Source organism: Leptolyngbya sp. 7M (assembly GCF_018128485.1).
Map to the genome: position 1 here is coordinate 553,384 of NZ_CP070897.1, position 24,965 is coordinate 578,348.

General features: G+C 50.0%; 20 protein-coding genes. 8 read left to right on the top strand and 12 right to left on the bottom strand.

Features of this window, described 5'->3' with window-relative positions:
- Nucleotides 1-150: 150 nt before the first annotated feature.
- The 7 genes from JVX88_RS02695 to JVX88_RS02725 all read right to left on the bottom strand — a co-directional run bounded on the left by JVX88_RS02695 (nt 151) and on the right by JVX88_RS02725 (nt 7,157).
- The gene (locus tag JVX88_RS02695) at nt 151-1,644 is read right to left on the bottom strand and encodes an ABC transporter ATP-binding protein (protein WP_211625511.1); all 1,494 of its coding nucleotides are present in this window, start codon (nt 1,642-1,644) and stop codon (nt 151-153) included.
- The gene (locus JVX88_RS02700; RefSeq protein WP_211625512.1) at nt 1,645-2,694 is read right to left on the bottom strand and encodes a BMP family protein; all 1,050 of its coding nucleotides are present in this window, start codon (nt 2,692-2,694) and stop codon (nt 1,645-1,647) included.
- Complete coding sequence (locus JVX88_RS02705) at nt 2,691-4,013, bottom strand: thymidine phosphorylase (protein ID WP_211625514.1); 1,323 nt, start codon at nt 4,011-4,013, stop codon at nt 2,691-2,693. Before JVX88_RS02705 ends, JVX88_RS02700 begins: the two co-directional genes overlap by 4 nt.
- A gap of 49 nt (nt 4,014-4,062) precedes the next feature.
- Nucleotides 4,063-4,554, bottom strand: a complete 492-nt coding sequence (gene ispF, locus JVX88_RS02710; RefSeq protein ID WP_211625516.1) for a 2-C-methyl-D-erythritol 2,4-cyclodiphosphate synthase — start codon at nt 4,552-4,554, stop codon at nt 4,063-4,065.
- Nucleotides 4,555-4,560: 6 nt separating this feature from the next.
- Nucleotides 4,561-5,238 carry a 2-C-methyl-D-erythritol 4-phosphate cytidylyltransferase gene (ispD, locus tag JVX88_RS02715; RefSeq protein ID WP_211625518.1) on the bottom strand — a complete coding sequence of 226 codons (678 nt, stop codon included), beginning with the start codon at nt 5,236-5,238 and terminating at the stop codon, nt 4,561-4,563.
- Between the two features lie 43 nt (nt 5,239-5,281).
- The gene (locus JVX88_RS02720) at nt 5,282-6,430 is read right to left on the bottom strand and encodes a PIN/TRAM domain-containing protein (protein WP_211625520.1); all 1,149 of its coding nucleotides are present in this window, start codon (nt 6,428-6,430) and stop codon (nt 5,282-5,284) included.
- Between the two features lie 64 nt (nt 6,431-6,494).
- Nucleotides 6,495-7,157, bottom strand: coding sequence for an SDR family NAD(P)-dependent oxidoreductase (locus JVX88_RS02725; protein WP_211625522.1), 663 nt, complete (start codon nt 7,155-7,157; stop codon nt 6,495-6,497).
- Nucleotides 7,158-7,308: 151 nt separating this feature from the next.
- On the opposite strand from JVX88_RS02725, the gene radA reads away from it, so the two are divergent.
- Complete coding sequence (gene radA / locus JVX88_RS02730) at nt 7,309-8,697, top strand: DNA repair protein RadA (protein WP_211625524.1); 1,389 nt, start codon at nt 7,309-7,311, stop codon at nt 8,695-8,697.
- Nucleotides 8,690-10,123, top strand: a complete 1,434-nt coding sequence (locus tag JVX88_RS02735) for a DUF6986 family protein (protein ID WP_211625526.1) — start codon at nt 8,690-8,692, stop codon at nt 10,121-10,123. The genes radA and JVX88_RS02735 overlap by 8 nt, the downstream gene beginning before the upstream one ends.
- Before the next feature lie 4 nt (nt 10,124-10,127).
- Here JVX88_RS02735 and JVX88_RS02740 read toward each other — a convergent pair whose 3' ends face one another.
- Nucleotides 10,128-10,580, bottom strand: coding sequence for a PilZ domain-containing protein (locus tag JVX88_RS02740; RefSeq protein ID WP_211625528.1), 453 nt, complete (start codon nt 10,578-10,580; stop codon nt 10,128-10,130).
- Nucleotides 10,581-10,842: 262 nt separating this feature from the next.
- On the opposite strand from JVX88_RS02740, the gene JVX88_RS02745 reads away from it, so the two are divergent.
- The 3 genes from JVX88_RS02745 (at nt 10,843) to JVX88_RS02755 (ending at nt 13,639) form a co-directional block, all read left to right on the top strand.
- Nucleotides 10,843-11,532 carry a DNA-3-methyladenine glycosylase family protein gene (locus JVX88_RS02745; protein WP_211625530.1) on the top strand — a complete coding sequence of 230 codons (690 nt, stop codon included), beginning with the start codon at nt 10,843-10,845 and terminating at the stop codon, nt 11,530-11,532.
- A 148-nt stretch (nt 11,533-11,680) separates the two neighbouring features.
- Nucleotides 11,681-12,730 (top strand): hypothetical protein, encoded by a 1,050-nt coding sequence (locus tag JVX88_RS02750; protein WP_211625532.1) that lies wholly within the window; start codon nt 11,681-11,683, stop codon nt 12,728-12,730.
- Between the two features lie 99 nt (nt 12,731-12,829).
- Nucleotides 12,830-13,639 carry an FG-GAP repeat domain-containing protein gene (locus JVX88_RS02755; protein WP_211625534.1) on the top strand — a complete coding sequence of 270 codons (810 nt, stop codon included), beginning with the start codon at nt 12,830-12,832 and terminating at the stop codon, nt 13,637-13,639.
- Nucleotides 13,640-13,785: 146 nt separating this feature from the next.
- On the opposite strand, the gene JVX88_RS02760 is transcribed toward JVX88_RS02755, so the two are convergent.
- Together JVX88_RS02760 and JVX88_RS02765 are read right to left on the bottom strand one after the other, a co-directional pair.
- Nucleotides 13,786-15,279, bottom strand: a complete 1,494-nt coding sequence (locus JVX88_RS02760) for a DUF1501 domain-containing protein (RefSeq protein ID WP_211625536.1) — start codon at nt 15,277-15,279, stop codon at nt 13,786-13,788.
- 4 nt (nt 15,280-15,283) lie between these two features.
- Entirely contained in the window at nt 15,284-17,503 is a 2,220-nt protein-coding gene (locus JVX88_RS02765) for a DUF1800 family protein (RefSeq protein ID WP_211625538.1), read from the bottom strand.
- Between the two features lie 258 nt (nt 17,504-17,761).
- Here JVX88_RS02765 and JVX88_RS02770 point away from each other — a divergent pair, with 258 nt between their 5' ends.
- Nucleotides 17,762-18,646, top strand: a complete 885-nt coding sequence (locus JVX88_RS02770; RefSeq protein WP_211625540.1) for a DNA-3-methyladenine glycosylase family protein — start codon at nt 17,762-17,764, stop codon at nt 18,644-18,646.
- A gap of 115 nt (nt 18,647-18,761) precedes the next feature.
- Entirely contained in the window at nt 18,762-20,441 is a 1,680-nt protein-coding gene (locus JVX88_RS02775; RefSeq protein WP_211625542.1) for a serine/threonine protein kinase, read from the top strand.
- A gap of 3 nt (nt 20,442-20,444) precedes the next feature.
- On the opposite strand, the gene JVX88_RS02780 is transcribed toward JVX88_RS02775, so the two are convergent.
- A complete protein-coding gene (locus JVX88_RS02780) occupies nt 20,445-21,203 on the bottom strand; it encodes a hypothetical protein (RefSeq protein WP_211625543.1) in 759 nt (252 codons plus the stop codon).
- Nucleotides 21,204-21,274: 71 nt separating this feature from the next.
- Nucleotides 21,275-22,030: a PilZ domain-containing protein gene (locus JVX88_RS02785; protein WP_211625545.1), complete on the bottom strand. Its 756-nt coding sequence runs from the start codon at nt 22,028-22,030 to the stop codon at nt 21,275-21,277.
- 238 nt (nt 22,031-22,268) lie between these two features.
- On the opposite strand from JVX88_RS02785, the gene gyrA reads away from it, so the two are divergent.
- Nucleotides 22,269-24,815 carry a DNA gyrase subunit A gene (gene gyrA / locus JVX88_RS02790; protein WP_211625547.1) on the top strand — a complete coding sequence of 849 codons (2,547 nt, stop codon included), beginning with the start codon at nt 22,269-22,271 and terminating at the stop codon, nt 24,813-24,815.
- The last annotated feature ends 150 nt before the right edge of the window (nt 24,816-24,965 follow it).

Below are 24,965 nucleotides of genomic sequence, written 5' to 3' on the forward strand. Positions count from 1 at the left end.
CAGATCGCAGATCGATCAAGCAATGGTTACAAGCGTTCAGAGCTTGGTCTGATTAACATGCGAATGATTAAATGCCAAAGGGAGCGATCTGCAGGACTTGGGGGGAGACTGTGTTGTGATTTTCTTTATAAGGCTTTTGCGAGCATTTTTCTAGCCGCCTGTCATTAGAAGGCCAATTTCTTCGTGTGAGGTATTTGCGGGGTCAACCTCGCCGACGATCTTCCCCTCGCGTATGACTAGCAAGCGGTCGGCAAGCGAAGTAACCTCTTCAAGTTCAGCGGACACCAGCAAAATGCCTGAGCCGGAATCACGAAGTTCAATAAGTTTGCGGTGAATGAATTCGATGGCACCGATATCCACCCCGCGTGTCGGCTGTGAGACCAGAAGCAGTCTCGGGTTCAGTTCAAACTCGCGGCCGATGATCAGTTTTTGTTGATTTCCACCCGAAAGCGAACGCGCCGAAAGTTCGGGATTTGCAGGACGCACATCAAATTGCTCGATTATCTCGTTCACACGTTGAGCGATCGACTCACCGTTCATAAGACCCGAGGAACTCGCGATCGGCGGGCGGTAATGGACACCAAGGATCGAATTTTCCGCAAGATCAGAATCTAAGAGTAATCCGCGCTTGTGACGGTCTTCAGGGATATGGGCGATGCCAAGTTCCTTGATCCTTCGTGAAGAAAGATCTGTGATATCTTGGCCTTCGAAAAGCACATTACCACTCGAAACCATTCTAAGACCTGAAAGAGCTTCAATTAGCTCGGTCTGTCCGTTACCTTCGATCCCAGCTATCCCGACGATCTCCCCCGAACGCACGCTGAACGACATGCCGTCAACCGCCCGCCCATGTTTCCCTTCAACGATGAGCTCTCGAGCCTCAAGAATGGTTTCTGCCGGTCTGGCTGCAGGTTTTTCAACGCGTAAAAGCACATCGCGTCCGACGATCATTTTTGCCAGCTCGGGTGCTGACGTGTCGGAGGTGACCTTATGACCGACCGTTCGACCATCTCGCATCACGGTAACTTCGTCTGAGATCGCAAGAACCTCATCCAGTTTGTGAGTAATAATGATGATCGTCTTTCCCTGTTCACGCATCCGACGCAGAATCGCAAAAAGATCATTAACTTCCTGTGGCGTAAGTACAGCGGTCGGCTCGTCTAATATCAAGAGCTCAGCATTGCGATATAACGCCTTGAGGAGCTCAACACGCTGCTGGGCACCTACCGAAAGGTCCTCGATCATGGCTTTCGGATCGACGTCCAGTTTCAGCTCGTCGGAAAGTTTCTTGACCTCTCGTTCAGCAGTTGCAAGGTCCAGATTTGCCGCCGAGCCAGTCTCCGCACCGAGGATGATATTCTCGGCAACGGTCATTGTATCGACCAGCATAAAATGCTGGTGAACCATCCCAATCCCAAGATCGATGGCCTCGTGGGGATTTCGGATGGTTACTGGCTGGCCGTCAAAAAATATCTCGCCCGCATCCGGTCGGTAAAATCCGTAAACGATCTTCATTATCGTCGATTTACCCGCACCATTCTCACCGACGATCGCATGGATAGTACCCTTCTCGACCCTTAACGAAACCTCGTCATTGGCGATGGCATCTCCAAACGCCTTTCTTATGTTTTTGACTTCAAGCATCTAATTTTTCGGAGCCATTGCATCCGTCACCTTGATCTCGCCCGTAATGATCTTGGCTTTTGCGGCCTCGGCTTTCTCGATCACCTCTTTGGGTACTAAAGGTTCGTTGAATTCATCCATTGCATAGGCGACACCATCCTTATCAAGGCCGAATACGTGAAATCCGCCGGCAAATCGTTTCTCAAGAACCTCAAGGATCACATCGTAAACCGCGTTATCCACCCGCTTGACCATTGACGTAAGCACGTATCCCGGTTTCACACCGTTCTGGTTAGAATCCACACCTATTACAAAACGATTTGCTTCGCCCTGAGAATTCTTACCGAATTGTTCAGCCGCATCAAATGCTCCCAGGCCTGAATTTCCGGCAGCTGTGAAGATAACGTCGGCCCCCTTTTCTATCTGGCTAAGAGCCAATTCCTTCCCCTTTCCGGGATTGTTCCAAGCGTGATCTGTTACACCAACGAAGTTAGTAACAACACGAATATTCGGATTTACCGCCCGCGCGCCCTCTTCGTATCCTTCTTTGAACCGATGAATAAGCGGGATATCCATTCCGCCGAGGAAGCCCAGAACGCCAGTACGTGATTTGGAAGCCGCGATCATGCCGACCAAATATGAGCCTTCATGTTCGCGAAATACTAGCGACGCAACGTTTGACCGCGGGGTCTTGCCATCCGCCTCGAATATTACACCATCAATTATTGCGAATTTTATATCTGGATAATCCATCGCGACCTTCTGCATTATCGGCCCTTGCGCGAAACCCACACCGATGACAAGGTCGAAATTCCTTTCTGCGAAAGCACGCATCGCGGGTTCTATAGATGTCGGATTTCCAGGCTCGATGTCGTATAAACAGATCCCTAGGTCGCGCTCAGCCCTCTGGACGCCTTCCCACGCTGCCGCGTTGAAAGATCGGTCGTTCTTGCCGCCGATATCGAATACGATGCCGACCCGAATGTTGCAATCATCGCGGGCGACCTCGTTACCACCACAGGAGATCGCAAAGATAACAATTGCAAAAATAAGTATGAGACGTTTTTTCATGCATCAATTACCGCCTTGATAAGCTCAGGTTTTGAGGTTGGCTGTTCGTCAATTCTATACGCAGCATTGAGTTTTTCGCTAACGCTTTTGGCCTGATCTTTGCCGCGGCAATATAGAACCCCCAAGACATCGCCGTAGCGCACCTCGTTGCCGATCTTTACCTCGCACGAATACCCAACCCCATGATCGATAGAATCTTCTGTGAGCCTCCTGCCGCCGCCGATCGAAACCACCGCCTCGCCGATCGCAAGTGCGTCGACGGTGCTAACATACCCATCCTTATCTGCTCTGATGATAAATTCATCAAGCGTGCTGTCAAGCAATTGTTTTGGCGATCGGCAGAATTCTTTCTCGCCGCCCTGCTCATAACAATTCTGTTCAAATTTCTCGTAGGCAGCACCGATCGTGATCGCGTCCTCTATTCGCTTTTTCGCAATGTCGATATCGGCTTCTACGCCGGTGAGTATCAACATTCGAGCCGAAAGTTCTACCGAAAGCTGTTTCAGATCTGCACTGCGTTCATCGTCCTCACCGCGAAGTATATTTAGGCACTCAAAGACCTCACAAGCGTTCCCGACAAAACGTCCGAGCGGCTGGTCCATATCAGACACAATAGCTTGTGTTCTGACCCCAAATTCTTTTCCAGTTCGCACCATTGCACGTGCCAAATAGACCGCATCATCTGGGTTAGTCATAAACGCACCACTTCCGGTTTTAACGTCAAGAATCAGCGCATCAAGTCCCTCAGCCAATTTTTTGGACATTATCGATGCGACGATCAGAGGGATGTACGGAACGGTCGCCGTGGCATCGCGCAGTGCGTAGAGCTTTTTATCGGCGGGAACGATCTGATCGGTCTGTCCCGTCATTGCAAATCCGCACTTATCAAGGACCGAGCGAAACTCATCATTCGACAGATTGATCCGATAACCCGGTATGGATTCGAGCTTATCAAGTGTTCCTCCTGTATGGCCGAGTCCGCGTCCGGAGATCATCGGAACAGCAACGCCACATGCGGCAACTGCTGGAGCTATAATAAGCGAGGTTTTATCGCCAACGCCTCCGGTCGAATGTTTGTCGGCTTTTGGAAGGTCGATCGATGCGAGATCCAGAACATCTCCGGAATGTAACATCGCGTTTGTGAGAGCGTTCTGTTCGTCCTCCGAAAGGCCTCGAGTGAACATTGCCATTAAGAAGGCCGATATCTGGTAGTCAGCCCAGGAGCCGTCGCAAACACCGTCGATAAAGCCTTCGATCTGTTCGCGTGAAAGTTCCCCGCCGTCGCGTTTTATGGCGATCATCTCCTGAGGACGCATCATTTAAGAAATAGAAAGCTGCCCAAGTTTTGCATAGCAGCAACCGAAAAGTCTATTCTTGAGCGGCTCTATCGATTGCGAGCAGCACTACCGCCTCTGCTGTGACAGCTTCGTTTTTTCCGACCGCGCCGACCCCTTCACCTGTCTTCGCCTTCACGGACACATTCGATAGATTTGTCTGCAGGATCTCTGCCAGCTTACTCCGCATTTCGTCTATGTAAGGGCGGAGTTTCGGAGCTTCCAAGTTTATGGTCGAATCGAGATTAATAACTGAAAAGCCTCGTGACTGTGCCGCCTCAAATGCCATCTCGATAAAGATCCTGCTGTTGGCATTTTTCCAACGCGGATCTGTGTTCGGAAAATACGTGCCGATATCCCCCAGTGCTAAAGCTCCGAGGATAGCGTCCGTAACAGCATGAAAAAGTACGTCCGCATCGGAATGGCCGACAGCACCTAATTCAGATTCGATCTGAATACCACCGATAGTAAGAGGTATACCGACCTCCAATCTGTGTATATCGTTTCCGAAACCGATGCGAAACATCTTTAATTAGTAACCTTCGCGCAGGAATTCTTCTGCAATCCGGAGGTCTTCCGGATGTGTGATCTTTATGTTACGCGTCCCTCCCGGAACTGAGGCGATGTGATGACCTAGTTCTTCTATGAGAGAACATTCATCTGTGATGTCGTCGGTCAGCTTGCGTCCTTTAAATGCGTTTCGCAATAATTCTAACTTAAAGGCCTGCGGAGTCATTGCGCGACGAAGTGTTCGTCGATCTATCGTTCCGGTGATCCAGCCATCTTCGACCTGTTTTATAGTGTCAACGACGGGAGCAGTTAAACACGCAGCTCCCGTTTCTACGGCCTTTTGTATAACGAGGTCTATCTCGTCAACAGTAACCAAGGGCCGGGCTCCGTCATGTATAGCCACTATCTCGGTTCGTGCATCCACGACGCGCACTCCACGATGAACCGACTCAGCTCGTGTTCTTCCACCGGCGACAACTCCTTTTAACTTGTAAATAGATGCAACGTCTTCCCTTTCGCCAAAACCCTCAACCATGTCTTCCGGAACTACGACCACGATCTCATCAACCGACGAACAAGCAGCAAACCGCTCGAGCGAGTAGATCACGACCTGCTTTCCGCAAACTTCAATGAATTGCTTTGGAGTTGCTGAATTGAATCTTTGACTTGCCCCTGCTGCTACGATGATTGCCGTGTTCATTATTGGGTCGGAGCAAGTAGCCGATACCGAACGCCCGCCGGTGTCAGGATTCGAGTTCCTCGATTATTGTGGTTTGACGCAGTTCTCTGGTCGCTTTTCTGAATCCCATTGAACGCGAATCATGGATCGCAAGATTTGAAGCGTCGTTTTCCTCTTTCTCTTCCCACAGACGACCAAATATCATCTTTCCGGCTGTGGTTTGAAGAACGCTGGTAACGGCAATATCGGCAGTTTTTCCAATAAGGCGCCGGGCATTATCAATAACGACCATGGTCCCGTCATCTAAATATGCAACGCCCTGGTTATATTCCTTTCCTTCTTTCAGGACGTAAACACGCATTGCTTCGCCGGGAAGTACAACAGGCTTGACCGCATTTGCGAGTTCATTGATGTTGAGCACGGAAACTCCACGAAGCTGGGCCACTTTATTGAGGTTAAAATCATTAGTAACGATCACGCCTTCAAGTTGCTTGGCAAGTTCGATGAGCTTCAGATCCACCTCGCGAACGGATGGAAAATCATTCTCCACGATCTGAATATCCAATTTTGTGTTGTTCCTAAGCCGCTGGAGCATATCAAGGCCGCGTCGGCCACGCTGACGCTTCGAAGAATCAGCGGAATCGGCGACCTGCTGCAATTCGGCCAGAATGAAATTCGGAATGACCAGCGTTCCGCTTAGAAATCCGGTCTCAGCAACATCGGCGATACGTCCATCAATTATCACGGAGGTATCCAAGACCTTATAATCACGCTTGACGGCCTTGTCACTAAAGATCCCGCCTAAAGCGGAAAGATCGATAAAATCCCCTTTCGCGGCCCCTACCATCAGCCCGATATAGCCCATAAAAAATCCGAGAGCAATGGTCATAAATACCTTCATCTGTCCCGGAACTGTTCCTATGTCTTGGGCGGTGATCAGCATTCCGATCAGATAAGCTCCGACGATGCCCAATATTGAACCAATTGCCGCGCCTATCAATGTCTTCAAACTTGCCTGACGGGCTCTAAGCTCAAACGCAATCATGAGAACACCGAGAATAGCTCCAAAAACCGCTGAAGCATAACGCACACCGCGGTCGGAACCCATCAAGTCTTTAAGCTCAGACCATGACTGGAACGGATCGAGCAAAAAACCGACTCCGCCGAGCAAGCCTACAAAACCAAAACGTATGATGAGGACATCCCACTTCATTAACTTGATATTAACACGAACTTAATCGCAAAGATAACATTTCGGCGGGATTTAGCAGGCGCCGTCATATAAGATCGATGGTCTGTCCGTTGACGCCTGCGGCCTCACCAGAAAGAAGGAACAATACGGTCCTCGCTACATTGTCAGGGGCGGTGCCGGGTTGGTCGGAGAATGAAACTGCATTAACTCGAAAATGATCGGGCAGATCGTGGGCCAAGCCGCCGATAAATCCTGCAGTTGCTCCTAAGATAGTCTGAGAAACAGTATCCGGTGCCTGCCGCCTCCGGCAGACAGAAACTATTCGCGGCTTTGGCCGTTCTTCCATTCTTGGGATCGCACACTCTGTTGCCTCTATCATCGAGCCAAGAACCTTTTCGATGGTCATTTTAGACGAGCGGCCGGACAAAAGGTCGTCCGCCTTTGAAACATCTACCATCAGAGTATTTACCAAGAGATCCAGTCTCTCAAACGGCTTGAACGAGCGTCGGACCAATTCGGCAGCCGAGCCCACCACGTCCGGCTCCCATTCAAACGAATTGACGAGTGTGCCCATTTCTTCCAGATCTTTTACGGCTGCGACACGGTCCTCCTTAGCTGATGCAATACCGAGCAGAAGATAAGCCCCGTTAAGAGCAAGCTGTATCGCAATGGCTCGGCCGACAGGATCGGATGCGTCCGTCACCAGAGCGACCTTTTCAGAAAAAGCATGTATTGAACCTATACTCATTCGAAAACCTTAATCGATTTAGTTTCTTATTTCCAAGGTCGGGCAGTAGCGGTGACTCTACAGCCATTTGTCAATTCAGTTAAGGCATATTTTTAGAGCTAAAACGGTTCGACTACACTTTTCACGCGGTCTGAAGTAATCTCAAGGCTCGATGGCAAAGCAACCCGCATCTATCTATGTCTGCCAGAATTGCGGTGGCCAATCCAGAAAATGGCTTGGCCAATGCACGGAATGCGGCGAATGGAATTCGCTTGTCGAGGAGATCTTCCGGGCTTCTTCTCAAATCCGTTCTGCCGCTGCAACAGTTGGTGGCAGGCTACGTGCGCCCGAAGCAATACCGTTCACCGAAATAGAAGGTCAGGATGATGCTCGTTTCTCAACCGGGATCGAGGAATTTGATCGCGTTCTAGGCGGCGGCATCGTTGCGGGGTCTCTTGTTTTGATAGGCGGCTCGCCTGGTATCGGTAAATCGACCATTATGCTTCAAATGGCGGAAAAGTTGGTCAGCAGCGGTTCCTCCGTTCTCTATATTTCGGGTGAAGAATCAGAGCAACAGATCAAGATGCGCGGCGAACGGCTCGGCATCAGCGGAGGTGGCTTATTAGTTTTGCCTGAGACCGATCTCATTTCCGTGCTCTCTGAAGCCGAGCGGCTGCGTCCTCAGGTCATCATCGTGGATTCGATACAAACTGTCGCAAGCGACAAGATCGAGTCCGCACCCGGTAGTGTTTCGCAGGTACGTGAGGTGGCAGGGCAGCTTATGCTGTTTGCAAAACATAGCGGGACACCGGTCTTCATAACCGGGCACATTACAAAGGATGGGGCGATCGCCGGCCCTAAAACGCTCGAACATATAGTTGACACGGTGCTCTATTTTGAGGGTGATCGGCATCATAATCACCGAATTATCCGTGCGACAAAGAATCGTTTTGGGACCGTTAATGAGATCGGGGTATTCGAGATGACCGGCAGCGGACTTGAGCCGGTCTCGAATCCATCAGAATTGTTTTTACAAGAAAGGCCAAAAGAGGCAACCGGTTCCGCGGTTGCCGTTTGCATGGAGGGCACCCGGCCAATGCTCGTTGAGGTTCAGGCTCTCGTCAGCGGATCGAAATTCGGCACCGCGCGGCGAATGACGCAGGGTTTCGATCAAAATCGGACTTCTCTGCTGATAGCCGTCATTGAAAAGCGACTTGGGCTTCAGCTTGCGGGGGATGATGTTTTTCTGAATGTCGCAGGAGGGCTTGAGATAGATGAGCCGGCAGCAGATCTCGGCGTTATAGCGGCCATTATCTCAAGTTTCCGCAATCTACAGATCCCGCCTGAGACGGCTGTCTTTGGAGAAGTGGGGCTTACGGGTGAGATAAGAGGTGTATTGCAGGCTGAAGCTCGAGCGCGCGAAGCTCAGACCCTTGGATTCAAAAAACTTATAATTCCGGAATCAAATAAAAAGGGTTTGGAACGTCTATTGGGAGTTCGCGTGGTAGGTGTCCGTTCTCTCGAAGATGTTATTGACCATCTATTCGATCGAAATGAGTAAGACCATATTGACGGAAGGCGACGAGGGTGTTCGCCTTATTATAAAACAAAGAAAGTCACAAAGCCCCCAAAAGGCCGTCGCGGAGAATAGGGCTTCTCGTGCACCGGTCCATGTGGTTTACGGCGGAGCAGATCGATTTTCCGCCGGAACAGCAAAAAAGCTGGGTGAACTAGCTCTGAAATCTCTCGATATTTATGCCCCGGACTTCATTGAGTTTGCTATTGCGATGGGTATGCCGGGTGTAGAGACTTTGGGTGATCTGCTCGGATCTGCAGAACGGCTCGAACGTCAAATACTGCGCAGCCGATCGGCTGCGAGACGTGAAATGCCTTCGGCATGGCTCGCCTGGAGTGTTTATCAAAAGACAAGAAAGAAACTTGAGACCGAACCAGTCGAAGACTTCAGGATCGACTTTGAGGACGGTTATGGTTTTCGTTCAAACGACGAGGAAGATAAAGATGCAGCACGTGCTGCTAAAGAACTTGCCAAGTCGTTTAACTCAGGATCGATCACCCCTTTCTCGGGGTTTCGGATCAAATCGTTTAATGCGGAAACATATGCCCGCGCAGTTAGGACGTTCGAGATATTTCTCGAAAATCTTTTGACGAGCACAGGCGGAGAAGTGCCTCCTAACTTCGTGGTTACGCTTCCGAAGATAACAGACCGAAAACAGGTCGGCGATCTAGCGGACCGAATTCGACGATCTGAAAAACACACGGGTTTATCTCGTGGGACGATCGGGATCGAAATAATGATCGAAACGCCGTCTGCAATATTTACTGGTAACGGCAGTTCGGCCTTACCCGGACTCATAAAAGCCGGTAAAGGCCGTGTTACATCAGCACATCTCGGGGCCTACGATCTTACCGCTTTACTTGGCATTGCGGGCTCGCATCAACGGATCGATCATCCGGCTTGCGATCTTGCGCGGCAGATGATGCTATTTAATCTTCGACCGCTCGGGATACGTCTCTGTGATTCAGTAACCACGCTGCTTCCTGTTCCGATCCACCGTGATGGCCGACTGGGTGTTGTTCAGCGAAAAGAGAATACCGTTTCGGTACATACCGGATGGAAGCGGCATTTCGAGAATGTTACCCGTTCCATGGAAAACGGATTCTTCCAAAGCTGGGATCTTCATCCGAATCAGCTTCCGGCACGGTATGCTGCTGTTTATACTTTCTTTTTGTCAGAAATGGATCTTCAGGGCGATCGGCTGAAGGCATTCGTAGAACGTGCGACTCGTGCCACGCTCACTGGCAATGTATTTGACGACGCCGCATCCGCTGAAGGTATTATCTCCTTTTTCCGATATGGTATCGAATGCGGGGCATTCACTGAAAAAGAGGTATCGAACGCTTCGGGGTTAAAGCCATCTGAATTAGAAAGCTCATTTACGGAGATCGTCGCTTCACGACCGGGCTGATTCTTTATAATTCTTCTGCAGCCATTACCTCTTCCAGTAAGCGTTCGCGCTCATCGCGTTCGGTTCGTTCAAGATAAGAAATGGTGTCAACGCGTTTGCGTTTCGGTTCAGCAAACGGATCGATTCCGGTAGGAAGTCCTTCAGTCTCAAGCCTGTCGGCAATTATGGATGAGATCAGCTCTTGCTCGAAACGTGACATATCCATGAATCGTACACCGATTCCGGCATTCTCAAAGCGATAGATGGCCTTGCATGCGATAGGCAGCCTATTTTTGTTCGGCAGTTCGATCTCAAGGCGAAACTCATCGCCAGGGAAGATATTCTCTTCCCAATCGGTAAAGCATCCGCCGATACTTATTTGCTGAAGAAGGGTTTCCTGGCGGTCGCCGTATTTGGTTACAAGCGTAGCTGGAATGTCCAGAGAGAATCTTACGTGTTGTCTTTGGTTGATAGACATTTCGGGATTGTGGAAAGTAAGGTAGGTTCCGGTAATAGACCGGCAACGTTTTTATTTTACTTTTGTCGGAGAGACTTGGCAACTAATTTTCTTTGCCCCCTCTTGATTTGCTAGGTCATAAATTTTTATCTTCTGGTGTTCTCGGACATAAATTCTGATAATCACGAAATTGAGCTTTTGTCCGCAGGTCTGAATATGATGCTCTTATTAGGCTGATCTATACCTTAATATCTCATCATTATGGACAGGTCAGAGAATCAGAATGAGTATTGTTGTGAGAAATAATGATATCAGAACGCTGAACCCAGCTTCGTTGGACATTGCCGCTAGATCGCTTGCAGAGCGTGATCCTCACTTAAATACTATATACGAAGCTTACGGCCCCCCACCGCTCTGGGACCGTGAACCTGGATTTGCGACACTCCTTAAGATAATTCTTGAGCAACAAGTCTCGCTGGCCTCGGCTAAAGCGTGTTTTGACAAATTAACTGCCCGGATCGAAGTGGTTTTACCGGGCAACGTGCTCAAATTGGACGATCTCGAATTGAAAAAAATCGGTTTCAGTCGGCAAAAGGCCGGCTATGCCAGGCATCTTTCAGAGGCAGTTCTGGAAGGAAGGATCGACCTTGATCATCTTTTTCATTTGCCCGATGATGAGGTCCGGGCCGAGCTGATGAAACTGAAGGGAATTGGCATCTGGACTAGCGATATCTATCTTCTGATGGCCTTGCTCCGACAGGACGTAATGCCTAAAGGCGACATTGCTTTACATACTGCATGGCAAAAAATATCCGGTGAGCCAAAGCCGAATTATGATGAGTTTCAGGTAATCGCAGAAAAATGGAAGCCTTTCCGTTCCGTGGCCGCCCGGCTGCTCTGGCACTATTATCTGTGCGAAAAGGCCTTACTGGCCAAGCAACCTGGAACTCCCCTGATGGTTGAGCCAATTTAGCACTGAAGATTTAATAGAACGTTAGTTTGCTTGGCCAATACAAGCAGACTTCTATGCGCTGGAAAATCGCGGCAAACTATTTCCGATACCGACAACATCTGTTATCTTTGGTCAGGTGGGTATATCGTTTGAGTTGAGGTTACAAAGAATGTTGTTCAGGGTAGCTGCAGTTCTCGTCGTTGTTGCTTTTGCCATCGCAATAAGCGTTTCAGTGGAAGCCGACGCAGTTTCATCTCGGAAAAATAAGGCGCAGATGAACCAATTGGTGTCAATGCTGCCAAATTCCGACATGGTCATTACGATCCATTCGAGTCGTATGCTGGGCGAAGCGCTTCCTATGATCCTTGGCGGTAATGGTTCGACGCTTGCTGAAGTTATGTCAAAGATCGAATCAATCAAGCAAAAGGTCGGTGTCGATGTACATCAATTCGAGTATGCGGCCGTTGGGCTTGGGATCAAGGATGCCGGAAATAACTCATATAGGTTCGAGCCCGCGGTGATCGCACGTGGATCTTTTGATCCCGCCGCTGTGATCGCATCTGCAAAGACAGCATCGAATGGGAAATATCGTGAAGAACGGTTTGACGGGAAAGTTATTTACATCTTTAACATAAAAGATCTAAAAGATAACACTGCCGATAGCGTTGGATCTTCCGGGAAATGGTATTCGAGCCTTTTTGACGGAATGTCGGATGAGGTCGCAGTTGCGGTGATGTCACCGAACACGATCGCCATTGGCACCGCAGAAAGAGTTCGTCAGACAGTTGAGGCAAATAGTCGTGTTGCAGCTGAGATAATTGAACTGCTAAACAAACGAGAAGTTGCCGTCATGAACATTGCTGGGCGCGTGCCGAACGGGCTTAGCAAATTCCTTCCACTTGATGATGATGAGCTTGGCCGAAGCATAGACTCGATCAAGTTCGTTTACGGCGGTATGGACATTGCAGATAATTCAGCGACGATCTCTTTGTCCGCACGGACGGAAAAGAATGCGGACGCTCAGCTCTTGTCTGAAACGCTGATCGGTTTGAAAACGCTCGGTGTTGGTCTGCTTGGCGGCTCAAAACGCGCGGATCAGCAACTTTATGCACGACTGATCAACAACGTAACCTTTACGAGAAGTGGTTCCGTGCTTACGCTGGAGATCAAGATCCCGCGTTCGGACCTAAATGCCCTGACCGCGGAGCTTGCTAAATAACAATTACCTACGTGAACGACCCTGTCGGTGGTTGTTTTCTCTTTTGGCAAGTAGTCTCTCGGCAGTCGGGTCCAGTTTTCCAGAAGCGTCGAACAGAGGATGGAGCCGCAGGTCATTCGAAAGAACTGCAGCTCGGCGGATTTTGACGGAGACGGAAAGAGCGACTTAACGGTATGGCGTAGTGTTTCGACGGGGCAGCCTTCAGGGAATGCGTTCTTCTACATATTCCAGAGCAGCAACAATACCATCCGAATTGAGGACTTTGGCCAGCAGGGTGATACCCCGACTGTTGTTGGCGACTATGACGGAGATGGGAAAGCGGATGTTGCGGTTTATCGTCCAGGACCCGTCGCGGGGGCCCAGAGTTTCTGGTATTATCGCGGCTCACTTAACAATCCGGGAGGAAACATCACGTACGTACAGTGGGGACAGAACGGCGATTTTCCAGCATCTGGAGATTATGATGGTGACGGTAAGTATGACTTTGTGATGCAGCGGAACAACGGAGGCGGACAGGCCCGGTTCTGGATGCTGCAGACAACTGCCGGGATTCAGACCGTCGTGTTCGGAACGCCGACCGATCTTATTGTTCCGGGTGATTACGACGGTGATGGGAAGATGGATATTGCGGTTTTAAGAGCTTCGGGCGGGCAGATCCTATGGTTCGTCCGGCCCAGTTCAACGGGAGAAGTATCTGCTACACCATTCGCGATATTCGGAAACTCAGCGACGGATTTTCCGACTGCGGGAGATTACGACGGTGACGGAAAGACGGACCCGGCGATCTGGCGGCCAAGTCCTACCCCGGGCGAAAGCCGTTTCTGGGTACGCCAATCCACCGGATCGGTTATAACATCCGCATTCGGCCAACAGGGTGATTATCCCGTAGCCAATTTCCGGACGTTCTAAGTATAAACACTCAGCCCAAACGGGGACCACATGGTATCTTTGAACATCGTAGAGGTATTTTTGAGATATCAGCAGTGAGTACTTAAAAAGAGGCTGTCCGAAAAGGCAGCCTCTTTTTCTCCATCATTCAGACCATCAGGAAAATTTCAGATCATAAACCCTAGGTTTGATGTCGAGAAATTCGCGATGTTCGGGAAGACCTGTGACATCTGGTTCTCGGGAAGCCCGAACCAACGGGCGAGCGTCGCTGCGTATTGATCTACGGAGGTCGTCGGTATCCAGCGTCCGCGTGCTCCTGATCCGCTGTCTGTATCGTCCGGCCCGGAAGCTCCTATGACAAGCGTCGGGAATGGAGTTCCGTTTGAAGTGTTCATTCCGTAGAAATCACCTCCTGCGACCGAGCCGCCAATAACGAACATATGATTTCCCCAAGCGTGATCCGAGCCTACGGTCGCACCGGAGCCGGCGGGGTTGAACGTTCGGTTGAAATCGGTGAGCGTAAACACAGTAACATCGTTCGAAACTCCCTGTACGACCATCTCGTCGTAAAACGCGCGGACCGCCTGAGAGAATTGCGATAGCAGCGTAACATGGCCGCCCAATTGATTGTTATGTGTGTCGAAGCCGCCGATCTGAACATAAAATATCTGGCGGTTGATGTTCAGGTCTAAGCGCTTTTTGATGAGCCTCGCGACTTGCTTTAATTGCAGCCCCATGCTTGTATTCGGGAAGGTTACAGTAACTTCTTGCGAGGTCTGCAGGGCAGCATTTGCCTGCATCGCAAGGTCTGTAACGTGGCTGGCGGCTGCGACATAATTTGAATCCAGATCTATTGTCCGCAGTTGATTGAAAGCATTCCTTCTTGCTGTCGATGCGGCAGTGCTATTAAAGCCAGTCGGATTCAGCACGTTTGCGAGCGAGGTATTCGCGTTCGCGATCGCCATTGGAAGCGTGGTCTGGCCAGCGGTGAAAAGCTGCGCGCCGGAGATCGATGTGATCATCGGTATCAGACCTGTGGGATTACTTCCCTGTGTTAGACGATCAGCGATCCGACCGCCCCACCCGGTGAAGGCCTGCGTGTTAGAGATACTGGTGTGCGTCTGATATACCTGGTCCGAATGCGAAAAAAGCTGATACGGTTTTTGTATCGAACCATTCTGATACTGAGCTTTTGTCATCGGCCTTATCAGAGTTCCGCAGTTGCTGACCACGGCCAATTTGCCGAGTCCCCAAAGCTCGTGAATGCCGTTATTGGTGCCTCCTGTTACCGGCCCGAGCGCAGGATGAAGGCCGTATGTAAGGCCGCCCATGCGCGGAACTGAGATGGGTAAAAGATCCGCTTGCGGGATAGCAAGTCCTTGCGGCTGTCGGGCTGCTGCGTAAGCCGCATAATTACTTACCGAGCTGCTGCTATGATTCGGTATCACCATATTGTTGCCGTCGTTCCCGCCGGCAAAATATACCAATACCAATGCCTTGTAATTCTCTCCGCCTTCGGTGGTTGAAGTGGTGTCCACTTTCTCTTCCATCTTTTGGGCAAGAGCACTTACCATCCCTAGATGGTGCATTTGCGTAGCGAGCGCCGTCATGCTTAGCGCACACCCTGTCTTTTTAATGAATTCGCGTCTTGATTCGTTCATAAATTCACCTCTGCACCTGATATTGGGATGAAGTTGCAACAAGATAGATCGCTGCTCGTGCCCTTCCCAATGGGTCGGAGGCCGCCACAGCGGTAAAAGCCGGCAGGATTATGGCACGCATTTGCGGCGACATCCTTCCATGCAGCATTCTATGATTCAAAACATCCAGCAGCGTATTTCCTGTCGGGTCCTGTGCGGCCAGCGCCTGCATCTCGGCAAGATCAAGCCGCGTTCCCTGAGGAGTGTTCTCACCAACACCGATCTGGTTATAGACCATCGTGTTGACCGCGTTCGCCCTTGCCACTGCGGTTCCGGTTGTCATCAAACCGAATTCCGGTCCAAGCAGCGACGTTCCGGGGATAACATAGTCCGGAGGATAATAATTGAACACCGTCGGCGAATAGAACGGATTTTGCCCGGACGGATTCGTTAAGCTGATGACATATCCATCGCTCTGTCCGCTGAGATTAGCCGATTTCACGTCAAAGGTCCGCATAATTGCGGTAACAAACTGTACCGGCTCCCGAAGCTTTCCAAAATTTGGATCGGTCTTAATATCGCCGCGGGCTTCCGGATCGAGGAGTATCGCACGAATCACCGACTTCATATCGCCGCGAACACCGAAACCGTTATTATTGAAAACCGCGGAGACGCGTCCCACATATGCCGGTGTAGGATCGCTTGTTACCAAATGCTGGATGAGAAGTTTGCTTACAAACGGAGCGACATTCGGATGATAGAAGATGTTGTCCAATGCCTGCTCCAGCGAGTTGTTCGCATATGTTATTGTCGCCGTGCCGGTGCAGCCGCTGCAGGCCGGTATGGTCGGGTTTGGGGCACCAGGATAATTAAACAAGGTCTTGGATGTTATGTCATGATTATTGGCATTCGTGATCACCATCGGATCCTTGTAATTAACGATGCTGGGCTGCGAATTAGGACATCCGGTGTTACAAAAGGTCCAACCTGTGAACACTTTTGTAAAATTATTTACGGTGTTCTGATCATAGGTAGGGATCGGATTTCCTTGTCCATCAAGGATAAGCGTTCCGTCCGGATTCATCATAAAAAGCCCGACTGAAAAAAGCTGAAGAATCTCTCGTGCAAAATTCTCATTCGGATTGTTCCGGGTGCTGCGCGCCATATCCAGATAATTGCCCATTCCCGGATTCAGCGTGATGTCACGCATCAGGTTTCGATAGTTCCCGAATGCATTCTCGGAAAGCTTCTTGTGGTAGGCGATCATCCAGCTCGATTGCTGCGTGTCAACGCCGGAGATGACCCAGATCTGCGAGAGAGCCCAAGCCACCTTATGACGCAGCTGAGCATTTCCGTAAAGGGCTTCCTGGAAGAACCACTTTTGGATCGGATACATCGTATAGTGATCCCGATTACAGATCCTCCGCTCTGCCGTGCCCGATGTGAACATCCCGCAGCCTAGTGTGGCATTATCAGGGTCTGTATGCTTTAGCGGTATATCCGGATAAGGAAAGTCAGGTGAAGGATATGGACGCTCAAACTGTTCGGCAAGATAAGCCCGGATGCCGATACGCCGCACACGCCAATCTAATTCCTGATTTGGCCCGAAGCCCGCCTGTTCCAAAAATCTCATTCGGTCGCCTGCCCATCGGTAAAGGACAAGCTCAGAAGTCGGCGGTTCCGATTCTCCTTTGTCATCGTATTTGATGGTTTCGCCGCTTCGCTTGAATTCACCGCCGGTCGCTCCATAACCGATGCGGAGCTTTTCGCTTGCCAGGCCTCGCCAGGTAACACTTATCTCAACGTCACCCAACGGGATCGGCTCCTCCCAAAATCCCAGACTATCAGAAAGCCTTATCCTTAGAGCATAAACGCCTTCAAAGCCTTTCACGTCCACCGGAAAAAGGTCTGTTACCGGAAAACGGTAGCTCCTGCCGTTCTGGTCAGTAACATTTACCCGGAATGCATTCGCACCTTCACCTTTCATCAGAGAAATATTTCTGATGAAAAGAAATGCTTCTGTATTGGGGGTCGCAGAATCCTCACTAAAAGCGTAAGGATCTCCGCCGCCAAATCTGTCAGCCGGAATTAGGATGGCCCTTTTGCTATCTTTTTGTGCCAAAAGCACCGGCACGGGCGAATTCGGGTCAGGATCGATCTGAGCAATCGCCGATTGCGACAGAAACATCGACAAGATCAGAGCTAAAGATGTCTGAAAATATTTACTGAACCGCTGCTTGAACATTTAGAGTTACCTCCTGGACAGCCTGGCAATTTAGAGATTATCGAAAGAATGCAAAAGATCGGACGATCGGTGTGGACGAAAGTGCGTTAAACTCTGTTTAGCAACAGAGAGAATAGCTCAATTTAAGAAAAAGCGCAATAGCCTTTTCAATCCACTTTATCACTCCATTCGTCAAACGTTAGACGGCTGGTCTGGGGATTTGGCCGAAGAAATTGTAAGGAATTGTAAGACGCATCAGTAATGTGTATCATTGCGTCTATGCAACAACGTGTTTCAATCGCAACGCCATCGAGTTTCAGCTTCAGGCACACCGTAAATAGCCATGGATGGAGCGATCTTCTGCCGTTTGAGGTCGATCCCGAACTAAATGAGCTGATCGTTTCGCTCGACTTGGGAAACAATGTCGTAACTGCTCGTATCACCCATTCCGGAGGTCGTTTGAAGATAAAGCTCACAGAGCCGGTAGCCCAAACCGAACAGGTTCGCAAAACGGTCGCACACATATTTCGCCTGGATGAACCCTTAGATGAATTTTATATATTGACGGCCGCCGATCCTGAATTGATGTGGGTATCGGGATGCGGCGCCGGCCGACTCCTTCGGTCTTCCACGGTTTGGGAAGACCTTGTAAAAACGCTGTGTACAACTAACTGTTCGTGGTCGCTGACCCGGATAATGGTCACAAACATTGTAAACGAACTGGGGCCTGCGGGTTCAGATGGGCGACGAGCATTTCCTTCGGCGGAAATGATGGCAGACAAAGATGAGGCATTTTACAGAGACGTTATCCGAGCCGGATACAGAGCACCATATCTGCACGAACTGGCAAATTCGGTGGCATGCGGAAAATTGAAGCCGGACGAATTTCTTGATCCGCAGGTCCCGTCGGCGGAATTAAGGGCTAACATAAAAAAGATAAAGGGATTTGGCGATTATGCGACAGATAATCTGTTGAAGCTGCTCGGAAGATATGACGGACTGGCTCTTGATTCTTGGTTGCGATCCCGTTTTTATGAGAAACGCAACAATGGCCGGCGGTGTCCCGACAAAAAGATAGAACGTCATTATAAAAAGTATGGGGACTGGAAGGGCCTTGCGATATGGTGCGATATGACGGAGGACTGGTTTGCCGAGCCGGAATAAACGTTCGGCAGGTGCTATTTTCATGGCATATCTCTGTTGATGGCGGTTCAGTTTCCTAAATCCTTTGGTTTCGAATGGTGTAAACTTAAATCTTGTTTTTGTCGTAAACGAATAGATGAGCGCTGAAGGCAACAATGGGCAATTGATCGGATCCGGGCATATCTTACAGGGTCGATATCAAATCACCGAGAAGATCGGACAGGGCGGTATGGGTGCTGTCTATGTCGCCGTCGATCAGCGTTTTGGCAGTACCGTCGCGATAAAGCAGACGCTCTGCATGGACGACAATTATCGAAAGGCGATAGAGCGCGAGGCCCGTTTGCTCAACAGCCTAAAGCACAGTGCATTGCCAAGAGTAAGCGATCATTTCGTAGAGAACAACGGGCAGTTTCTCGTAATGGAATTCATACCCGGTGAGGATCTCTGCTGCATTCTCGACGATCAGGCCCATCCATTTGAGCCTAAGCTGGTGCTGAAATGGGCCGATCAACTTCTCGACGCATTAGAATTTCTACATAACCAGGAGAATCCGGTCATCCATCGCGACATCAAGCCGCAGAACCTTAAATTGACTCCGAAAGGCCAGATCGTTCTCCTGGATTTCGGCCTTGCTAAAGGAAATCCGACCGAATCTAACAATAAGACTGCTGCGAAGAGCATATTCGGATATTCGCGTAATTACGCATCGCTTGAACAGATACAAGGCACAGGCACCGAACCGCGCAGCGATCTTTATTCGCTTGCCGCTACGCTTTATCACTTGATGACCGGAGTGCCGCCGGAAGACGCATTGACGCGTGCAATGGCAGTGCTTAGCAAGAAACCCGATCCGCTTCGTCCCGCTCATATTGTCGAACCAAAGGTGCCGAAGGGCGTTTCTGCGATCCTTTATCGTGCAATGGATCTGGATGTCGCAATGCGCCCCGAATCAGCCGTCGAGATGCGCGATATGCTTCGCGACCACGTACAGTTTGAGCATTTAGACCTGCACTACAGCGGAGATGCAGTGTCAGAGCAGGAAGCAAAGCTCCACTCGCAGCCAACGAGACTTATGCCGGCTGCAACGCATCAAGGCGGCAATAAATTGACCGAGGCAAAGACACGTTTGCTCACCGACGAGGCTTCTTTAGTGACAGAGGTCCGCCCGAATGCGGAGGCTGAGGGTAAAACCAGTGTTGAAACATCGTCTCCAAAACGCTTCGCTTTCGCGGCCGGCGGATTGGGGCTTTTGCTGCTAGGCTGGGCCGTGGTCGGCGGAGTTTATTTTTATGGGCCCGGAAGTTTTGTAGAAAGCGAACTGCCTATTCCCGCTGACACCGTTCCGGAACCCGAGACTGCCGCGCCAAAGGATGATGCGTCCGGTGTTAGTATCGCGAATACATCGGTCTCCGAAAATGCTTGGTCTCATTCGGCCGCTCCTGAATCAAAACGGGACCCAGTTGCTGCCGATAAAGAAAGCAGGACATCCGCACAAACGAATGCCGCATCCGCAAATGCTGATGAAGCTGCTAAGGTCAGGATAATTCAGACCGAAGCCGGACAGATAATCATCGATGGAAACACGATCATAATGGGCGACAAAAAGATAGTCGGCTCCAAGCTCATAACGCCTCAGGGCGAATTTGATCTGCAAGAGCCGCCGATCGTTCCGCGACCTCGGCTTCGTCCGGGGGACACTCCGCCAAATCTTGAGGATCTTACTCCCGAACAGAGGCGACGTGTTATCCAAACGATGAGGCGATTCGAAGGCAACATTAGGCCTATCCCTCCGCGTCCGCCGAGACCTGAAAACTGATCCTTATCGTTTCTTCTTTTTCTGCTTGAGTTTCTCGATCGGAAATTGTTCTTCGATAAATTTGAGGTTAAGCCTTGACCTGCCGTTCTTTAATTCGGTCTTTCCACACACTATCGCCAACCCGGAGAAATCGTATTGAGCGCTTATAAATTTTACGCGGTCGCCGATCCCAATACTTAGCGTCGTAAAAACGGCTGCACCGCCGCTGCTGATGTTGTCTGTCTTTGTTCGCTCGCCTCGTACTGGGTCGCGTTTGCCATCAAGGACGGCCAGATAATGCTCTACCGAGGTCCAGTATCGGAGGCTGCGTCTTGGCGTAAAACTCTTTTCGCTTTGAGCGATCTTCCAAAGCCCCAGTTCGTTGACACCGGTGATGCGATAACTTCGGTCCGGATCTTCCAGATAGCTCTCAGGTGGTTCCTTTGAGGAAAATGCCAGGCTAACATGGTATTTCTTACTCCCATGATCAGAAACTATTTGTGATGACTGAACGACACACCAAACCTCGTAATCATCGCCGTCTTCATCAAATGCACGCAGGTTTGCCGGAATATTCGCCTTTAGTTTTAACAGACAGCCGACACGGCAATCTATATCACATTCAACAGAGGCCCCTGCAGAAGTGCAATTTACGATGGACGCATTCGCCTCCCAACCCTTGCCCGATATGAATGCTTCAGAAAATGCAGTAACCTTTTCTGAACTGCTAATCGAGTTTTGTCCGGTATCTGAGTAGATGTTGTGATTTAAAGCTATGGACATTTCCCTGTTCAACAACTCCCGAACGGGAAGTATGGATGTTGATTACAGATACGCGCTCTAACAGAGGCAGATCAGACTATGCCCTCGAGCGGAAAATAGTGATCTATGAACTCTAGATGCAGTCGAACAATGCCGTCGGGGCCGGCATGGCGCCCTCGGACGATCGCGATGATCGAGAGGTCATGGCGTTCGCTCTTCACTCTCAAAAATGAACCCGGTTCGACCATGAATGACGTGAAAACGCAGGCTCCGCCCAAGCTGATGTTTTCCGTAACGCTTATCTCACTAGCTGCAACATCTCCGTTCTCATCTAAAAGTTCAAGCACGAGTGATTCTGGTATTGAAAACCGAGTATGTCGACGTAAATAAGCGGGAATATCTGATTCATCTTGAACAGTTACTGCCTCAGCTAATTGCCAGAGACCTCCATCCTCTCGGTCGGATAGGTCATACAACTGTGCCGGATTATCTAAAAAGCTCGAGGGCGGGTTCTTTCCGATGAAGGCGACGCCGATCGCGTATTCTGAAGCTGCCGGGTTACTTCCGACCTGAATACATCGCCTCACAAGACCCCAGATCCGATATTGTGGTTCGAGGTAATCGTAGCAGCGAAGCTGCCTCGGCATCGGAAGACTGATCAGTATCAGACGGCCCCGTTTCACAGGACGTTTAAGATTAAATCCGGCCCCAAACGCAGAAATATCTTCCAGTCTGGTAACCTCGTTCCACGAAACTTTATTATCTACCTTTACCTCCACCCGAGCAGGTAAGGAAAGTTCGTACCGTTGAATACGTCGGTTCTCTTTTTCTGAAACAATTGTTGACATTTTTCGGTTGAATAAGGCTTGCTAGGTGGGTAAGAGAAGCCCCAATAAGGTCTTGTGATATGAACTATTTTCCGGAGATTTTGCTGAGGATCAGCCGGTTGCTAAACAGGCTCGCCGCCTGTAAAATAATGATAGCATTAAGCAAACGGAAATTCCAACATTTTTTATCCGCTAACAATGCAGGAAATAGCCTCACGGGCATTCCGGATCTCTGATCTGAACTAGATTTACAACAAAAATGGATTCACTTCTTGAACGAAATCAAATAAACATTGAAGACGAGATGCGCCGATCGTATCTCGATTACGCGATGTCCGTCATAATCGGACGCGCTCTTCCCGATGTGCGCGACGGTCTAAAGCCGGTTCACCGTCGGGTTATCTGGTCAATGAACGAGCTCGGGAATACATATAATAAGCCCTATAAGAAATCAGCTCGCGTAGTTGGCGACACGATCGGTAAATATCATCCGCACGGGGATACTGCCGTTTATGATACGGTTGTTCGTCTCGCACAGGATTTTTCGATGCGTTATCCGCTGGTCGATGGTCAGGGCAACTTTGGTTCTATCGACGGTGATAACCCTGCTGCGATGCGTTATACAGAGGTCAGGCTTGCCAAGATCTCAGATCAGGTCATTGCCGATATAGAGAAAGAGACGGTAGATTTTCAACCAAACTACGATGATTCTCTTTCTGAACCTACGGTTTTGCCTACCAAGATCCCGCTTCTTTTGGTCAATGGATCGGAGGGCATCGCTGTCGGAATGGCAACCAAGATCCCGCCGCACAATCTGACCGAAGTGCTTGATGCTTCGATAGCACTTATCAAAGATCCTGCTATCTCAGCCGATGAGCTAATAAAGATCGTTCCCGGCCCTGATTTTCCGACAGGTGGCTTTATTTACGGCCGCGAAGGCATAGAAAGTGCCTATAAGACCGGGCGCGGCATCGTGCAGATGCGGGCTCGAGCGGCTGTTGACCGCATCGGCCGCGGTGAACGCGAACGCGACGCGATCGTCGTTACCGAAATACCTTATCAGGTAAATAAATCAAAGCTCATCGAGAAGATTGCCGAGCTGATGCAGGAGAAAAAACTCGATGGGGCAAGCGAGGTTCGCGACGAATCGAACCGCGAAGGAATGCGTATCGTCATCGAACTTAAACGCGATGCTATTCCACAGGTGATCCTGAACAAGCTTTATAAACTGACGCCTCTACAGGCTTCGTTCGGGATAATCAACATCGCTATTGTTGACGGTCAGCCGAAGCTTTTGACGCTTAAAGGAATGCTGGAAGCCTTCGTCGAATTCCGCAAGGAGGTCGTACGACGGCGCACCGAATTCGAGCTTAAGAAAGCACAGGCCCGAGCCCACATCTTGGAAGGACTTAACAAGGCGATCGATGCCCTTGACTATATCATTCCGCTTATCCGGAATTCTCGTTCGGTCGATGAAGCCCGGCAATGGCTAACGGCAAATTTTGCTACTCTTGATGAAGTAAAGAAATGGCGCGGCATCACCGGCGGAAAACCCGAGGCCGCATTCCTGAAAGATCTTCGAAAAGTCATCTCCAGCCTTGAATTCACAGATATCCAGGCACAGGCAATACTCGACCTTCAGCTCCGCAGGCTTTCGGCCCTCGAACGTCAAAAGATACTTGACGAATACGAACAGATGATCAGGCTTATCGCCGAGCTTGAGAACATTCTGCAAAATGAGCCCGTGCTTCGGCAGGTGATCGTGGATGAACTGCTCGAGATCCGGAAGGCCTTCGGTGATGCACGACGGACTGAGATCATAGATGCCGGCGTTGAGCTCAGCATTGAGGATCTGATCAAGGATGAAGATGTTGCCATCACGGTAACAAAAGCCGGATATATCAAGCGAACTCCGGTTTCTACATATTCAAGACAAGGACGCGGCGGCAAAGGGCGGCTTGGGGCAACGGCAAAGAATGATGATTTCGTTGAGCATCTTTTCATCGCCTCCACCCATGCATATCTGATGATCTTCACCGATGACGGCCAGGTCTATAAGATCAAGGTACACGAAATACCGGAGGCAGCGGCCGCAGCCCGCGGAAAAGCGGTAGTGAACCTCGTCCAGATATCCAGCGAGCGAAAGCTTGTGGCGGTAATGCCGGTGCGTGATTTCGCTGAGGATGTTTTTCTGACAATGGTAACCAAGCAGGGCGTTATCAAGAAGACAGCGCTTTCGGATTATCAGAATATCCGGGTTACCGGCATAAATGCGATAAATATCGATGAGGGCGATGAGCTTCTCGATGTTATCCGCACCGATGGCAAACAGCAGATCTTCATCGCTACACACGACGGTATGGCGGTGCGGTTCAATGAATCGGACGTCCGGCCGATGGGCCGCGTCGCCCGTGGTGTCCGCGGCGTCAATCTGAGGAAAGGTGATTTTGTCGTCGCGGTCTGCGCGGTCTCTCCCGAAGGGAATCAGAAGATACTTTCGGTGTCAGAGAAAGGCTTCGGTAAACAGACCCAGGTGGACAGTTATCGGCTTACCAAGCGCGGCGGTATCGGCGTTATCAATATGAAAACGACCGAGAAGACCGGAAAGGTGGTGGCTGCATTCCCTGTCGAAGATGATAGCGAGATAATGATAATCACCCAACAGGCAAAGCTCATCCGGCTCGGTGTTGACAAGATACGTGAAACCGGCCGCTCGGCTCAGGGAGTTACGCTTATCAAATGCGATGAGGAAGATTGCGTTACCAGCGCAACGCTTCTCGCGACTGAAAGCGAAGAAACTGAATAGCTAAATACTATTCTGCTTAAGAAGCCCCCAGAGCTATGAATGCCGGGGGCTTTTCGTATGTACGGCTTTCTGCGATAGACTAACTAAAACTACCGCTCTCCGCTATCAAACTATGAAACCTTCGAAGCTCATTGTCTTATTTTGCCTTTT

Coding starts and splice junctions, on each gene's coding strand:
- JVX88_RS02735 (WP_211625526.1), top strand. CDS start 8,690: ATGAGTAAGACCATATTGACGGAAGGCGACGAGGGTGTTCGCCTTATT.
- JVX88_RS02720 (WP_211625520.1), bottom strand. CDS start 6,430: ATGAAGTGGGATGTCCTCATCATACGTTTTGGTTTTGTAGGCTTGCTC.
- JVX88_RS02775 (WP_211625542.1), top strand. CDS start 18,762: ATGAGCGCTGAAGGCAACAATGGGCAATTGATCGGATCCGGGCATATC.
- JVX88_RS02750 (WP_211625532.1), top strand. CDS start 11,681: ATGTTGTTCAGGGTAGCTGCAGTTCTCGTCGTTGTTGCTTTTGCCATC.
- JVX88_RS02725 (WP_211625522.1), bottom strand. CDS start 7,157: ATGAGTATAGGTTCAATACATGCTTTTTCTGAAAAGGTCGCTCTGGTG.
- JVX88_RS02695 (WP_211625511.1), bottom strand. CDS start 1,644: ATGCTTGAAGTCAAAAACATAAGAAAGGCGTTTGGAGATGCCATCGCC.
- JVX88_RS02770 (WP_211625540.1), top strand. CDS start 17,762: ATGCAACAACGTGTTTCAATCGCAACGCCATCGAGTTTCAGCTTCAGG.
- JVX88_RS02755 (WP_211625534.1), top strand. CDS start 12,830: ATGGAGCCGCAGGTCATTCGAAAGAACTGCAGCTCGGCGGATTTTGAC.
- JVX88_RS02740 (WP_211625528.1), bottom strand. CDS start 10,580: ATGTCTATCAACCAAAGACAACACGTAAGATTCTCTCTGGACATTCCA.
- JVX88_RS02765 (WP_211625538.1), bottom strand. CDS start 17,503: ATGTTCAAGCAGCGGTTCAGTAAATATTTTCAGACATCTTTAGCTCTG.
- JVX88_RS02780 (WP_211625543.1), bottom strand. CDS start 21,203: ATGTCCATAGCTTTAAATCACAACATCTACTCAGATACCGGACAAAAC.
- JVX88_RS02705 (WP_211625514.1), bottom strand. CDS start 4,013: ATGATGCGTCCTCAGGAGATGATCGCCATAAAACGCGACGGCGGGGAA.
- radA (WP_211625524.1), top strand. CDS start 7,309: ATGGCAAAGCAACCCGCATCTATCTATGTCTGCCAGAATTGCGGTGGC.
- JVX88_RS02745 (WP_211625530.1), top strand. CDS start 10,843: ATGAGTATTGTTGTGAGAAATAATGATATCAGAACGCTGAACCCAGCT.
- JVX88_RS02700 (WP_211625512.1), bottom strand. CDS start 2,694: ATGAAAAAACGTCTCATACTTATTTTTGCAATTGTTATCTTTGCGATC.
- JVX88_RS02785 (WP_211625545.1), bottom strand. CDS start 22,030: ATGTCAACAATTGTTTCAGAAAAAGAGAACCGACGTATTCAACGGTAC.
- ispF (WP_211625516.1), bottom strand. CDS start 4,554: ATGTTTCGCATCGGTTTCGGAAACGATATACACAGATTGGAGGTCGGT.
- JVX88_RS02760 (WP_211625536.1), bottom strand. CDS start 15,279: ATGAACGAATCAAGACGCGAATTCATTAAAAAGACAGGGTGTGCGCTA.
- gyrA (WP_211625547.1), top strand. CDS start 22,269: ATGGATTCACTTCTTGAACGAAATCAAATAAACATTGAAGACGAGATG.
- ispD (WP_211625518.1), bottom strand. CDS start 5,238: ATGAACACGGCAATCATCGTAGCAGCAGGGGCAAGTCAAAGATTCAAT.